Annotated in this window: 9 protein-coding genes; all 9 read left to right on the top strand. The window is 70.8% G+C overall.

The window, feature by feature from the left end; translation table 11 throughout:
• Window positions 1-167 precede the first annotated feature (167 nt).
• The 9 genes from JI751_RS14745 (at window position 168) to rpsD (ending at window position 13,489) form a co-directional block, all read left to right on the top strand.
• Entirely contained in the window at window positions 168-6,455 is a 6,288-nt protein-coding gene (locus JI751_RS14745) for a fibronectin type III domain-containing protein (protein WP_201938296.1), read from the top strand.
• A gap of 16 nt (window positions 6,456-6,471) precedes the next feature.
• Entirely contained in the window at window positions 6,472-7,443 is a 972-nt protein-coding gene (locus JI751_RS14740; RefSeq protein WP_201938294.1) for an AAA family ATPase, read from the top strand.
• A 19-nt stretch (window positions 7,444-7,462) separates the two neighbouring features.
• Complete coding sequence (locus JI751_RS14735) at window positions 7,463-8,641, top strand: DUF58 domain-containing protein (RefSeq protein WP_201938292.1); 1,179 nt, start codon at window positions 7,463-7,465, stop codon at window positions 8,639-8,641.
• A complete protein-coding gene (locus JI751_RS14730) occupies window positions 8,638-11,145 on the top strand; it encodes a transglutaminase-like domain-containing protein (RefSeq protein ID WP_201938283.1) in 2,508 nt (835 codons plus the stop codon). Before JI751_RS14735 ends, JI751_RS14730 begins: the two co-directional genes overlap by 4 nt.
• A gap of 198 nt (window positions 11,146-11,343) precedes the next feature.
• A complete protein-coding gene (gene infA, locus JI751_RS14725) occupies window positions 11,344-11,565 on the top strand; it encodes a translation initiation factor IF-1 (protein WP_056599768.1) in 222 nt (73 codons plus the stop codon).
• A 32-nt stretch (window positions 11,566-11,597) separates the two neighbouring features.
• Window positions 11,598-11,711 (top strand): 50S ribosomal protein L36, encoded by a 114-nt coding sequence (gene rpmJ, locus JI751_RS14720; protein ID WP_004008316.1) that lies wholly within the window; start codon window positions 11,598-11,600, stop codon window positions 11,709-11,711.
• A gap of 303 nt (window positions 11,712-12,014) precedes the next feature.
• Window positions 12,015-12,389 carry a 30S ribosomal protein S13 gene (gene rpsM, locus JI751_RS14715; protein WP_056599771.1) on the top strand — a complete coding sequence of 125 codons (375 nt, stop codon included), beginning with the start codon at window positions 12,015-12,017 and terminating at the stop codon, window positions 12,387-12,389.
• 67 nt (window positions 12,390-12,456) lie between these two features.
• Complete coding sequence (gene rpsK / locus JI751_RS14710; RefSeq protein WP_010831742.1) at window positions 12,457-12,852, top strand: 30S ribosomal protein S11; 396 nt, start codon at window positions 12,457-12,459, stop codon at window positions 12,850-12,852.
• Between the two features lie 28 nt (window positions 12,853-12,880).
• The gene (gene rpsD / locus JI751_RS14705) at window positions 12,881-13,489 is read left to right on the top strand and encodes a 30S ribosomal protein S4 (protein WP_201938281.1); all 609 of its coding nucleotides are present in this window, start codon (window positions 12,881-12,883) and stop codon (window positions 13,487-13,489) included.
• Window positions 13,490-13,553: the final 64 nt, after the last annotated feature.

Below are 13,553 nucleotides of genomic sequence, written 5' to 3'. Positions count from 1 at the left end.
CGATCAACGTCGGCTCCCCTCGTACGCGCCCACACCACCATCATCACCCATCCCACCAGTCCGCGCACGTGGTCGGCGACTTGTCGGATTCTCCGACACCTACTTACCCTCCCTGTGGTTGACTGCGGCGGGCGCACGTCGACCGTGTGGCCAAGGGGGAAAGTGGCGTGGCGCGTGCGACCTTCGTGCGACGGCACCGGGTGGGCATTGCCTCCGGTGTCGCACTGGCGATCGCATCGGGCGCGGTGGCGGTGTACGCCATCAGCGCGAGCGGTTACAAGAAGCACGAGGCCGAGCTCAACGACGGCGGCATCTGGGTCGTCAACGGCAAGAAGGGCTGGTCCGGCCGGCTCAACAAGCCGATCAACCAGCTCGACGGCGTCGTCCCCAGCGACGACGGCAAGACCCGGCTCGACGTCGTCCAGGACGGCGCGTCGGTCGTCACGCTCGACCTGAACTCCGCGCGAGGCCAGGCCATCGAGACCACGCGCCTGCAGCTGCAGGACGGCGGATCGGCGGCCGTCCCCGCGGCCGCCTCGGTCCGGATGGGCGGCGGCACGCTCGCGAGCACCGACCCCGAGACCGGTGAGGTCTGGGCGGTCCGCTACGACTCCGAGGTCGGCAAGCCCCTCATGGGCTCGCTCGACGTGCAGTCGAAGCCGCTCGCCGAGGCCGGCGAGGACGCCGCGCTCGCCGTCAGCCAGGGCGGCACGATCGTCGTCACGTCGGCGTCCGACGGCACCGTGACGACCATCGACCCCGCCGGCCCGGGCTTCGGCAAGCCCTCGACCACCGACCTCCCGGGTGACGCCGGCCAGGTGAGCGAGGTGACCACGGTGGGGGAGCGCGTGGTCACGCTCGACTCCGACTCCGGGGTGCTCCGCGTGCTCGACGGCGCCACCGCGTCGGTACCCGCCGGCAGCGTCCTCCAGCAGTCCGGACCGTCCTACGACGCAGTCCTCGTCGGCGCCGGCGACGGACTGCTGAGCGTCGACCTCGCGTCCGGCGACGTCACCACCATCACCTCGACCTACTCGGGCACCCCGGTCCAGCCGGTGCGGCTCGGCCCCTGCGTCTTCGGCGCGTGGTCGGGCGGCGTGGGAGCCGTGGCCACGCAGTGCGGCGCGCAGGAGATCATGGAGGACGAGCTGGGTGGCAACGCCACGAGCCTGGCCTTCCGCGTCAACCGTGGTGAGATCGTCCTCAACGACGCCAACAGCGGCGCCGTGTGGGACGTCCAGCAGGACCGCCCGATCGACATCGACAACTGGGACGCGTTCACCTCGAAGAAGCAGAGCGAGGACGACGAGAAGGACAACGAGAACCCCAGCGAGGCCGACCGCCGTCCGCCGACGGCCAAGCCCGACTCCTACGGCGTGCGGCCCGGCCGGACGACGGTGCTGCACCCGCTCGACAACGACGCGGCTCCCGAGGGCCGACTGCTCAGCATCGTCGACGTCGACCAGCCCACCGGTGGTGCGCGGGTCGAGATCAGCCCGGACGGTCAGACCCTGGTCCTGCAGATGCCCGACGAGGCCAGGCCGGCCACGTTCGACTACACCATCGACGACGGTCGCAACGGGCTCTCGGCGCGCGCGGCGGTGACCGTCGACGTCCGCAGCGGCGCGGAGAACGAGCAGCCCGACGTGCGGGCGGGCTACCGGAAGCCGGTCTACCGCGTGCCGCACGGTGGGTCACTCACGGTCCCCGTGCTCGCGGACTGGCGCGACGACGCCGACGGCGACACCCTCCTGCTCGACTCGGCCGCCGCGACCGGTGGCGAGGAGAGCGGCGCCACGGCGCGCACCACGGCGGACGGGCGGATCAGGTTCAGCGCCCCCTCCACAGCGGCGGACGGACCGCAGACGATCCGCGTCGAGTTCGCCGTGACGGACGGCCGCTCGCCGGCGGTGAAGAAGTCGCTGGCCTTCCAGGTGCAGGCACCCAAGGACCAGGACTCCTTCCCGCCGAGCGCCGAGCCCGACGTCGTACGCGGGGAGGTCGGCAAGCCGATCAAGATCCGCCCGCTCCTCAACGACCTCCCCGGCTCGGACCCCGACACCCCCAACGCGGAGCTCGCACTCGGCGGCAAGGTCCCCCAGCAGCCGGGCTCCAAGGTCGTCACCGACCTCGACACCGGGCAGCTCACCTTCACCGGAGACCGGGCCGGCACCTACTTCCTCAGCTACGACGCGGCCTACGGCAACGCCACGCTCGACGAGGGCACCATCCGCGTCGACGTGAAGCCACGACCGAAGCGGGCGGCGGACCCCATCGCGATGCCCGACACCCTCACGATCTACGGCCAGGCGCCGGGCATCGTCGACGTGCTCGCCAACGACCTCGACCCGGCCGGCGGGCTCCTGGTCGTGCAGCGGGGAGCGGGCGATCGTCCCGGCCAGCTCGACGTCGCCATCATCGACGGTCGTTGGCTGCGGATCTCGGCCGTGCAGCCCGACCTGTCGCCGGCCACCCAGACGGTGTCGTACACGATCAGCAACGGCACCAGCTCGGGCATCCGCGGCGAGGTCGTGGTCACCCAGCGCGAGGCCCCGGCCGACAACACCCCGATCACGGCCGGTGACCGGGTGGTCGTGAGGGCGGGATCGTCGGTCAGCGCGCCCGTGCTCGACAACGACGTGTCGCCGTCCGGGGACCGGCTGACCCTGGTCAACGACCTGATCGACAGCGACACCCCGGGCGAGCTCGACGTCGTCGCGCCGATCGACGTCACCGGTGACGTCGGCCGCGCCTTCGTCTCCGGACGCGTCGTGCGCTACGTCGCCCCGGACAGGATCAAGGAACGCGACACCTACGAGATCACCTACGTCGCGCAGAACCTCGAGGGGGAGAAGGCCAACGGCGTCCTCCGGGTGACCGTCGTGCCCAAGGACGACCCCAACGACCCGCCGGAGCCCCCGACGCTCGAGAGCCGGGTGACCTCCGCCGACTCGGTGAAGATCCGGGTGCCCGGCACCGGGGTCGACCGCAACGGTGACCCCGTGACGGTCACGGGCATCACCTCCGCGCCCCGGCTCGGACGGATCGTGGGCTACGGCGGCAACTTCCTGGAGTACGAGGCCTACCCGCGCACGGTCGGCACCGACGAGTTCACCTACTCCGTGGTGGACTCGCAGGGCGCCTTCGCCACCGGCACCGTCCGGGTGGCGGTCGTGGAGGCCACGCAGCCCCAGCCGCCGCTCGCGGTCGAGGACCGGCTCACCGTAGCGCCGGGGCGTACGGCGACGTTCGACCCGCTCGCCAACGACTACGTCGCGCCGGGCGACTCCGTGAAGGTCACCCTGCTCGACGGCCCCGAGGGCGCCAAGCTCGACCCCGACACCAACCTCGTCACCGTGCCGGCGCCCGAGACGGCCGGCGCTCGCCCCCTCGTGTTGGTCTACAGCGTCACCAACGGCCTGAGCGAGTCGCGGTCCACGATGACGCTCGAGACCGCGGAGGGCTTCAACAACCCGCCCATCGTCTACGACGCGTTCGGCCGGGTCGAGGACAGCGGCAGCGTGGTGGTCGACGTGCTCGACGGTGCGTACGACCCTGACGGCACGACCGACGACCTCCGCGTCTCCGGCGTGAGCGGAGACCCGTCCGCGACCGTCGTCGACGACGTGTCCGTGCGGGCCGACCGGGGCGTGGCGCCCAAGGTGCTGCCGTTCGTCGTCGAGGACCTCGACGGTGCGTCGGCGACGGCGTCGGTCTACGTCCCGCCGACCGGCACCGGCCTGCCCTACGTGGTCGACAAGGCACTGATCAAGCTGGACCCGGGCGAGACGATCACGGGCAGGCTGGGTGACTACGTCGCGGCGCCCGACGGCGGCGACGTGCGACTCGCGTCCGGCCGCCGATCCTGGTCGGCATCGCCGGCTCAGCTCGCGGTCGGACCGGACGGCGCCAGCGGATTCACCCTCAGCGCCCCGGAGGGATTCCGCGGACCCGGCGCGGTGCTGGTCGAGGTCACGACCGCGACCGACGAGACAGGCAACGAGGACGTCACCACCACCGACGACGGCGCGACGGTGCTCCTGTCGATCCCGGTGCTGGTCGGCGACGACCGGCCCGAGCTCGAGTGTCCGTCCCAGGTCGTCCCGATCTCCGCCGGGCAGAGCTACGACCTCGACATCGCCACCTTCTGCAAGGTGTTCACCGTCGACCCGCGCGACGAGGCCGGGCTCGAGTACTCGGCAGACTGGAGCGAGTCCGTCGACGGGGTCGACGTCGGCGCGCCGGACGGTTCGGTGGTGGCGGTGACGGCCGCGGACACCGCCACCCGGGGCGGCGAGGCCGTGCTGTCCGTGCAGGCCGGCGAGAGCAACGTCGAGGAGGTGCGCTTCCGGCTCGCGCAGGCGCCGCCTCCGACCATGAACCCCATCCCGGTGGAGGCGATGGAGGCGGGTGAGTCGCGCACCATCGACATCGGCCCCTACCTGCAGGCCGGGGTGTCCGACCCCGACCCGACGATCGTGTCGGTGCAGGGCACCGGCAACAACCCCGGCGTCCGCGCGACGTCCTCGGGTGGGAAGCTGACGCTGACTGCCGACAAGGACGCGCGTGGCGCGCAGGCCGCGTTCCGGCTGGTCGTCAGTGACGTCTCCTCCTCGAGCCCGCCACCCGAGCGCCAGGCCGAGGCCCGGATCCAGTTCCAGGTCATCGGGGTTCCTTCGACGCCCGGCGCGCCACGCCCCTACCAGCAGTCCGACGAGATCGACACGGTCAAGATGTCGTGGGCACCGCCCGACGACGATGGCGGGGCTCCGATCCTCTACTACGAGGTGAAGGAGGAGCGGAAGGGCACCACGCAGAGGTGCGAGACCAACGAGTGCGTCTTCCGCAAGCTCGTCAAGAACAGCACCGGCAACTACAACTTCCGGGTCCGGGCCTACAACCGCGTCGGCCCGAGCGACTACAGCGAGCTGTCCCAGACCGCGCGTGCCGACACCGAGCCCGGCCGGGTGCAGAACATCCGGATGAAGAGCCAGGGCGACGGCACGATCACGATCGCGTGGGACAAGCCGTCGATCATCGGAGCCGCGAGGATCGACGACTACACGATCACCTGGGTCGGTGGCCAGGCCGTCGTCCCCGGCAACCAGCTGAGCTTTGCCGCGCCCGGGCTCAACAACAACGAGAAGTACGTCTTCACGGTGAAGGCCCAGAACACCGTGGGCTACTCGGCGCCGCGCTCGTCCGCAGAGTTCCAGCCGCTCGGTACGCCGCCGGCCCCGCCTGCACCGGCGGTCACCGATCTCGAAGCGGGGGCCAACCAGACGAACATGCGCATCACGTGGCAGGCCGTCCTGCCCGAGGGCCAGGGACCCACCGTCTACACGGTCTCCTACACGACGAGCGATGGCGCCTCGGGCGCCGTCCCGGGCTGCCAGAAGCTCGCCTCGCTGTCGTGCACCCACCAGGGCGTGCCCTACGACGGACAGACGTACACCTACCGCGTCACGGCCGCGAACCAGCCCGGCAACCGGTCCCAGCCGAGCGAGGGCACGGCGATCGAGTCGGTCGGACGGCCCGCACAGTGGGGTCCCTTCACGGCGAACGCCACGGGGACCAACCAGGAGGTCCAGCTCCAGTACACGGTGCCCGACTCGCGCGGCACGACCAGCAAGGTGGACATCCTGGTCGGCGGTCTGGTCAACAAGTCCTTCAACCAGGGGATCGGCACGTACACGACCCGGATCCTGGTGCCGAGCAACGAGCAGCCCTATCCCATCCAGCTCCGGGTCTGCAACGAGAAGGCACCGGCCGGGTGCACCCTGAGCGGCCAGCAGAGCGTGCAGTCGTTCGGTCCCCTGGCCAACATGCTCAACGACATCCCGGCAGCCAACGTCAACGGCCGGGACCTGACGTGGTCGATCAGCGGCACGAGCAACGGTGATCCTGCCCAGCTGGCCGTCCGCGTGAACGGCGGGCCCGCCCAGATCATCGACCTCGGCGGTGCCGGCTCATTCACGCAGCCCTTCTCCTTCACGGCCGACGACTTCGACCGTGACGTCCGGATCGACGTGACCCTGCAGGATGCGGCTCCGGGAGGGCGCGGCACGGCGTCGAAGGGCCGTTCGGACCGCAGCGGGCCGCCGCCCCCGCCGACGGTGCAGGTGACGAGAGGCACGGCGTGCAGCGACGCCGCGGACTCCACCCTGCCCGACTGCAAGCAGAACGGGAGCCAGCCCGACTGCGTCGAGGCGACCTGCGCGCGGGTGCAGTTCCTGATCCGCGGTCTGCGCACGGGCGACGGCGTCAGCTGCGAGGTGGACAACACGCGCGACGCATGGTGGTCGAAGAACGAGCGGACGTGGGGTCCCTGGTACTCCTCGAGCGACCAGATCGTCCCCATCTACTTCCGCGGCGGCACCACGACGGCCCTCTGCCGGTGGGACCGGCTCGCGGGCGACGACGTCGACTTCCTGGCGTCCCCCGGCAACTGGTGATGAGAAAGAGAGCAGCATGACGATCAGCCACGAACAGGCAGAGTGGTTCAGGACCACCTTCGACCAGCTCACCGACAACATGGAGAAGGCCGTCCTCGGCAAGCGCCACGTCGTACGGCTGGCGCTGACCTGCCTGCTCTCCGAGGGCCACGTGCTCCTCGAGGACTTCCCCGGCACCGGCAAGACGATGCTCGCGCGTGCGTTGGCCAACACCGTGCAGGGCAGCCACGCCCGGGTGCAGTTCACCCCTGACCTGCTGCCGTCCGACGTCACCGGCGTCACGGTCTACGACCAGCACAAGGGCACGTTCGAGTTCCACCCCGGCCCGATCTTCCACACGATCGTCCTCGCCGACGAGATCAACCGCGCCTCGCCCAAGACCCAGTCGGCGCTGCTCGAGGTGATGGAGGAGGGCCGCGTCACCGTCGACGGCGTCGCGCACCCGGTGGGCAAGCCGTTCCTGGTGATCGCCACCCAGAACCCGATCGAGCAGGCCGGCACCTACCGGCTGCCCGAGGCCCAGCTCGACCGGTTCCTGATGAAGACGTCGGTCGGCTATCCCGACCGCCAGGCCACCGTCGAGCTGCTCAACAACGCCGCGGTGCGCGACCGCGCCGCACTGGTGCAGCCGGTGATCACGGCCGCGACGATCGCGCAGATGAGCGGCCTGGCCGACCAGGTCTACGTCGACCCGGCCGTCATCGGCTACGTCGCCGAGCTGGCCGAGGAGTCGCGTCGCCAGCCCCACGTCAAGCTCGGCCTCTCGCCGCGCGGCTGCCTGGCCCTCGTCCGCGTCGCCAAGACGTGGGCCGCCGCCGACGGTCGCGACCACGTCGTTCCCGACGACATCAAGGACCTCGCCGAGCCGGTGCTCTCGCACCGCCTGCTGCTCGACGCCGAGGCGCAGTTCAGCGGCGTCGACGTGCAGACCGTGATCTCGCGCCTGCTCGACGCCGTCGCGCCGCCGACGGACCGCGTGGGGGCCTGAAGCGGCGATGAGGCAGCGGTTGAACGATGCGCTGGAGGTGATCAAGCCAATCGGCTGGCTGGTCCTCGGGCTCGGGCTGGGCGCGCTCCTGGTCGCGAGCCTCACGCAGTGGCGTGAGCTGTCGGTCCTCGGCACGGCCTGCCTCGCCCTCATCGTCCTCTCGCTGCCCTTCCTGATGGGGCGCACCGCGGTGTCGGTCGACCTCCGCCTCCAGCCCGAGCGGGTCGCGGCGGGGGAGTCGGTGGCCGCCGGCGTCCTGGTGGTCAACCGCGCCTCGTCGCGGCTGGTGCCGACCACGCTGGAGGTGCCGGTGGGTTCGGCGATCCACCGCTACGGCATCAGCTCGCTCGCCCCCGGCGCCACGCACGAGGAGTCCTTCACGATCCGCACCGAGCGGCGCGGCGTGATCGCGGTCGGCCCGGCCATGACGCGTCGGGGCGACCCGATCGGCATCTTCTCCCGCGACGTGGTGTGGACGCCGGTGCGCGAGGTGCTCGTCCGTCCGCACCTGGTGCCGATGGAGTCGCTGGGCGCCGGCCTCCTGCGCGACCTCGAGGGCGTCTCCACCGACGCCGTCAGCCAGAGCGACCTGGCCTTCCACGCGCTGCGCGAGTACGTCCCCGGCGACGACCTGCGGCACATCCACTGGCGCTCGTCGGCCAAGGTGATGGCCTCGACGGGCGAGTCCGCCCTGCTGGTCCGCCAGTACCTCGACACCCGCCGCAGCCACGCCACGATCGTGGTCGACGACCGGCTGTCGTCGTGGTCGGACCCGGAGGACTTCGAGACCGCGATGGCGGTGGCGGCCTCGATCGCGGTCCGGGCGGTGCTCGACGAGTTCGACGTGTCCTTCGTCTGCGGCCCGCATGCCTCGGCGGGTGCCTCGGGCTCCGACGGCTACCTCGCGCTCGACGCCGTGTGCCGCGCCGACTTCGGGCAGCGCGGCATCGTCGAGTCGGGTCGTCAGGCGAGCACGCTGGCCCGCGACACCAGCCTGGCCTTCTTCGTCGGTGGCACCGGCACGGGCTTCCGCGACCTGCTGCGCTCGGCCGCGGCGTTCGCTCCCGAGGTCCGCAGGTTCGGCATCGTGGTCGACCCCGAGGGCTCGAGCCGGGTCACCGAGACCGGCGGCCTGCCCGTCCTGCACCTCGCCGCCAAGGAAGACCTCGGCGGCCTGCTGCGCTGGAGCGTGCGATGAACGAGCAGCAGCAGACGAGGGCCGGAGCGCGCGTGAAGACGTCGTCGAGCACCGGCACCCGCACCCGGGTCCGCGCGCACGCGCTGCTGCCCGACCGCCACTCGTGGATCGACATCGGCTTCACGCTGGTCCTGGCCGCGGTCGCGCTGAGCGCCCTGGGCAGCTCGTTCACCGGCGCCACCTACCTCGTGGTGGGCATGCTCGGCGCGCTCCTCGCAGTGGTGGTCACCCACCTCACCCGTGCCGCCGGGTGGCCGATCATCTCGGCCGTCGTCATCTGCGTGGTGCTGTTCTTCCTGCTGGGCGGGCCGCTCTGCCTGCGCTCTCTCGGCGACGGCGCCCTGTTCCCCAGTGCCTCGACGCTCGCGCGGGTCGCCGACCAGGCCGTGTTCGGCTGGAAGGACCTGCTCACCACCCTCCCGCCCGTCGACGGCGACGGACCCCTGCTGGTCCTGCCGTGGCTGGCCGGGCTGCTCGCCGGCCTGGTCGGCCTCGGGCTCGCCCACCTGCCGGTGCGCCGCGCCTGGCTGGCCGCCGTCCTCCCGGTCGTCGGGATGACCCTCGCCCTGTCGGGCGCGATCCTGCTCGGCGTACGCCACCCGCAGTCCCTGCTGCTCCAGGGCTCGGTGTTCGCCGGGCTCGCGCTCGCCTGGCTGGCGATCCGCGCACGCCGTGCCAGTGCTGCGGTGCAGGGCGGTACGACGTCCTACGTCCGGGGTGTCGGGGCCGTCGCGATGCTCGCCCTGGCCGCGGGGATCGCCTTCCCGGTCAGCGGGGTGCTGGCCGGCGCGGACGCCGAGCGTGCCGTGGCTCGCAACTGGGTCGAGCCGCCCTTCGACATCGGCCGCTACCCCTCGCCGCTCGCCGGCTTCCGCAGGTACGTCAACCCCAAGGGGCAGGCCAACGGCGCCAACGTCTACGACAAGACGCTGCTGGAGGTCGAGGGCGACCTCCCCGCCAACACCCGGGTCCGGTTCGCCACGATGGACCGCTACGACGGCATGGTGTGGGGCGCGAGCGACAACGCGCTGCCCGGACCCGCCGACGACTCGTTCCAGCGCGTCTCCTCCACCATCGACAACCCGGTGGCCGACCCGGCCGACGGTGGCCGCGCGACCGAGGTGACGATCACCCTCGGCGAGGGCTGGTCGGGCGTGTGGCTGCCGACCGTCGGCGCGCTCCAGTCGATGCGCTTCGAGACCGCCGACGCGCGCGCCAAGGCCGAGGTCTTCCGCTACAACCTGGCGACCTCGACCGCGGTGGTCCCGTCCGGCCTCCAGCCCGGCGACCGCTACACGTTCACCGAGATCCAGCCCGACGACGTGCTCACGCCGGAGACGGTGGGCTCGGACGAGCTCACCAGCCTCCCGCCGAGCGCGTCCTTCATCCAGGCTCCGACCGAGAAGTGGACCGAGGGCGCCGGGACCGACCCGATGGACCGCGTCCTCGCCGCGGCCGAGCACCTGCGGTCGCAGGGCAAGTACTCCGACGGCGTCGGACGCACCGAGAAGATCTACGTCGGCGGCCACAGCGTCTGGCGGCTGTCGGACGAGTTCGTCAACGCGCCGCAGATCGTCGGCAACGACGAGCAGTACGCCGCCACGATGGCGCTGATCGCCAACGACATCGGCGTCCCGGCGCGGGTGGTCCTCGGTGCCGTCGTGCCCGAGGGCGGCGTGGTGACGGGCAGCGACGTGTCGGCGTGGGTCGAGCTCCGCGCCGCCGACGGCTCGTGGCGCACGCTGCCGACCGAGGCGTTCATGTCGCTGACGCCGCCGGCCGAGCAGATCCCCGAGACCAACACCCCGATGTCCGGGACGGTGATCCCGCCGCCCAACCCGATCCCGCCGCCCTCCGACGCGGGTGAGCAGAGCGACGCCGACCTCAAGGAGCGCAAGGCCTCGAAGAAGGACGCCGCCGAGGACGAGGGCCTGGTCGCCGGGCTCCCGTCGTGGATCGGCGTGGTGCTGACCTACGTCGGTGGGCCGCTGCTCCTCCTCGCGCTGCTCCTCGGCGCGATCGTGGGGATCAAGGCGTGGCGCCGGCACCGGCGGCGCAGCGCGGACTCGGCGTCGGCCCGTTTCGTCGGCGCGTGGCGCGAGCTCGTCGACCACGCCCGCGACCTGGGGCAGGTGGTGCCCCTGGGGCCCACGGTCACCCGTCGCGAGCAGTCGGTGGGCATCGTGTCCGGTCAGGCCGGGGCACTGGCCCGGCGCGCCGACAGCTTCGTCTTCGGCCCGAGCGTGCCCGTCGAGTCCGCCGCGGCGACCTACTGGGAGTCCGTGGACGCCGAGCGCCGGGCGATGTCGCAGGAGGTGGGCACGTGGCAGCGGCTGCGGGCCGCCATCAGCCTGCGCTCGTTGCGTCGAGGCCGGTCCGCACCCGCGACCGACCCCGCCGGGGCGGACCACCGGGACGAGGCGTCGACGGGGGAGCCGGCGACCGGACGCCTGGCCCGGCTGCGCTCGCTCGCTGATTGGCGTTCTCGGCGCACGCCTGACTAAACTGGTGCGTCGGCCCAACGTGGGCTGCGTTTCGTGGTGCCTCGCGGCTGCCCGGAATCTCGTGCGATCGTCGCAGACGACCGCGCGTGTGTCCGGGAAGAGGCTCCCAGGAACCGCACACGAGGTCCACCGGCCACCTGCGGGTGCCGGGCGGTTCCCGGGCCACGGTAGACAACGAGACAACAGATTGTGGAGGACATGCCGAAGAAAGAAGGCGTGATCGAGATCGAGGGCACCGTCGTGGAGGCCCTTCCCAACGCCATGTTCCGCGTGGAGCTGGCCAACGGGCACAAGGTGCTCGCGCACATCAGCGGCAAGATGCGACAGCACTACATCCGGATCCTCCCCGAGGACCGGGTCGTGGTGGAGCTCTCGCCGTACGACCTCACCCGGGGTCGGATCGTCTACCGCTACAAGTAACCGAGCAGCCGAGTAGCAAGGAATCCGTTGACATGAAGGTCAACCCGAGCGTCAAGCCCATCTGTGACAAGTGCAAGGTCATCCGCCGTCACGGCCGGGTCATGGTCATCTGCGAGAACCCCCGCCACAAGCAGCGGCAGGGCTGAGGGTGAGTGATCTCGCTCCGGCTCCGCCGGACGAGATCACGAGTCGCGCAGCCGCTTGCGGCTAGCGAGCCTGAACCTCAGCAGGGACCAAGCAACAGCAACTCAATACAACGTGATCGCTAGGTCCGCGCAAGCGGGCTGAACCACCTCCGGAGCACCGGCCGGAGCCTGAATGAGGACGGTTGGATCGACGAAGTCGAGACAACCACCACAAAGAGCGCACAGCGAGCTTGCTCGCAAGCGGCACTCATGGGACGCGACACGACCTGAAACCGATGCGAGAACAGACAAGGAAACCGCCACATGGCACGCCTCGTTGGTGTTGACCTCCCGCGCGACAAGCGCATCGAGATCGCACTCACCTACATCTACGGCATCGGCCGTACCCGCGCCCAGCAGCTCCTGGCCGCCACCGGCGTCGACCCGAACGCTCGGGTCCACACGCTCGGTGACGAGGAGCTGGTCAAGCTTCGTGACGAGATCGAAGCCAACTTCAAGATCGAGGGTGACCTCCGACGCGAGGTCCAGGCGGACATCCGCCGCAAGATCGAGATCGGCAGCTACCAGGGTCGCCGCCACCGCATGGGCCTCCCGGTCCGCGGTCAGCGCACCAAGACCAACGCGCGCACCCGCAAGGGTCCGAAGCGCACGGTTGCCGGCAAGAAGAAGGCGAAGTGATCGGCGCCCTGCGCTGATCACCCTCGTCCCACACGCTTCCAGACCAGACCTCATCAGGAGTTAGTGAATGCCTCCCAAGAGCCGCGCGACCAAGGTCCGCCGCAAGGAGAAGAAGAACATCGCTCAGGGCGAAGCCCACATCAAGAGCACGTTCAACAACACCATCGTCACGATCACCGACCCGACCGGTGCGGTGATCTCGTGGGCCTCTGCCGGCACCGTCGGCTTCAAGGGCTCGCGCAAGTCCACCCCCTTCGCCGCCCAGATGGCTGCCGAGGCCGCTGGCCGTCGCGCCATGGACCACGGCATGAAGAAGATCGACGTCTTCGTCAAGGGTCCGGGCTCGGGTCGTGAGACCGCCATCCGTTCGCTGGGTGCCATCGGCCTCGAGGTCGGCACCATCCAGGACGTCACGCCCACCCCTCACAACGGATGCCGGCCGCCCAAGCGCCGTCGCGTCTGACCCGAGACTGAGAAAGAGAGACTGAAACATGGCCCGCTACACCGGTCCCATGACCCGCAAGTCGCGCCGTCTCGGTGTCGACCTCGTCGGCGGCGACGCTGCCTTCGAGAAGCGTCCCTACGCCCCCGGCCAGCACGGCCGCGGTCGCATCAAGGAGTCCGAGTACCTGCTGCAGCTCCGTGAGAAGCAGAAGGCTCGTTTCACCTACGGCGTGATGGAGAAGCAGTTCGTCCGCTACTACAAGGAGGCCAGCCGCCGCCAGGGCAAGACCGGCGACAACCTCCTGCAGCTCCTCGAGTGCCGCCTCGACAACGTGGTCTACCGCGCCGGCTTCGCCCGTACGCGCCGCCAGGCCCGCCAGCTCGTCGTGCACGGCCACTTCCTGGTCAACGGCAAGAAGGTCGACATCCCGTCCTTCCAGGTCACCGACCACGACATCATCGACGTGCGCGAGAAGTCGCTCGAGCTCACGCCGTTGATCGTCGCCCGCGAGACCCACGGCGAGCGCGTCACCCCCGCGTGGATGGAGGTCATCCCGTCGCGGATGCGCGTCCTGATCCACCAGGTCCCGGTCCGCGCGCAGATCGACGTGCCGGTCCAGGAGCAGCTCATCGTGGAGTACTACTCCAAGAAGTGAACCACCGTCGGTGGCCGCCTCCGGGCGGCCGCCGACGCCCCTCTTCCAGCTCGTCATTTCCGCC

The sequence above is a fragment of the Nocardioides baculatus genome (assembly GCF_016735675.1).
In the GTDB taxonomy this organism is placed as follows: Bacteria; Actinomycetota; Actinomycetes; order Propionibacteriales; family Nocardioidaceae; genus Nocardioides; species Nocardioides baculatus.
The sequence above is the reverse complement of the archived record's forward strand: the minus strand, read 5'-3'. Positions and strand labels throughout refer to the sequence as shown.

Coding starts and splice junctions, on each gene's coding strand:
- rpsD (WP_201938281.1), top strand. CDS start 12,881: ATGGCCCGCTACACCGGTCCCATGACCCGCAAGTCGCGCCGTCTCGGT.
- JI751_RS14730 (WP_201938283.1), top strand. CDS start 8,638: ATGAACGAGCAGCAGCAGACGAGGGCCGGAGCGCGCGTGAAGACGTCG.
- JI751_RS14740 (WP_201938294.1), top strand. CDS start 6,472: ATGACGATCAGCCACGAACAGGCAGAGTGGTTCAGGACCACCTTCGAC.
- infA (WP_056599768.1), top strand. CDS start 11,344: ATGCCGAAGAAAGAAGGCGTGATCGAGATCGAGGGCACCGTCGTGGAG.
- rpsM (WP_056599771.1), top strand. CDS start 12,015: ATGGCACGCCTCGTTGGTGTTGACCTCCCGCGCGACAAGCGCATCGAG.
- rpsK (WP_010831742.1), top strand. CDS start 12,457: ATGCCTCCCAAGAGCCGCGCGACCAAGGTCCGCCGCAAGGAGAAGAAG.
- rpmJ (WP_004008316.1), top strand. CDS start 11,598: ATGAAGGTCAACCCGAGCGTCAAGCCCATCTGTGACAAGTGCAAGGTC.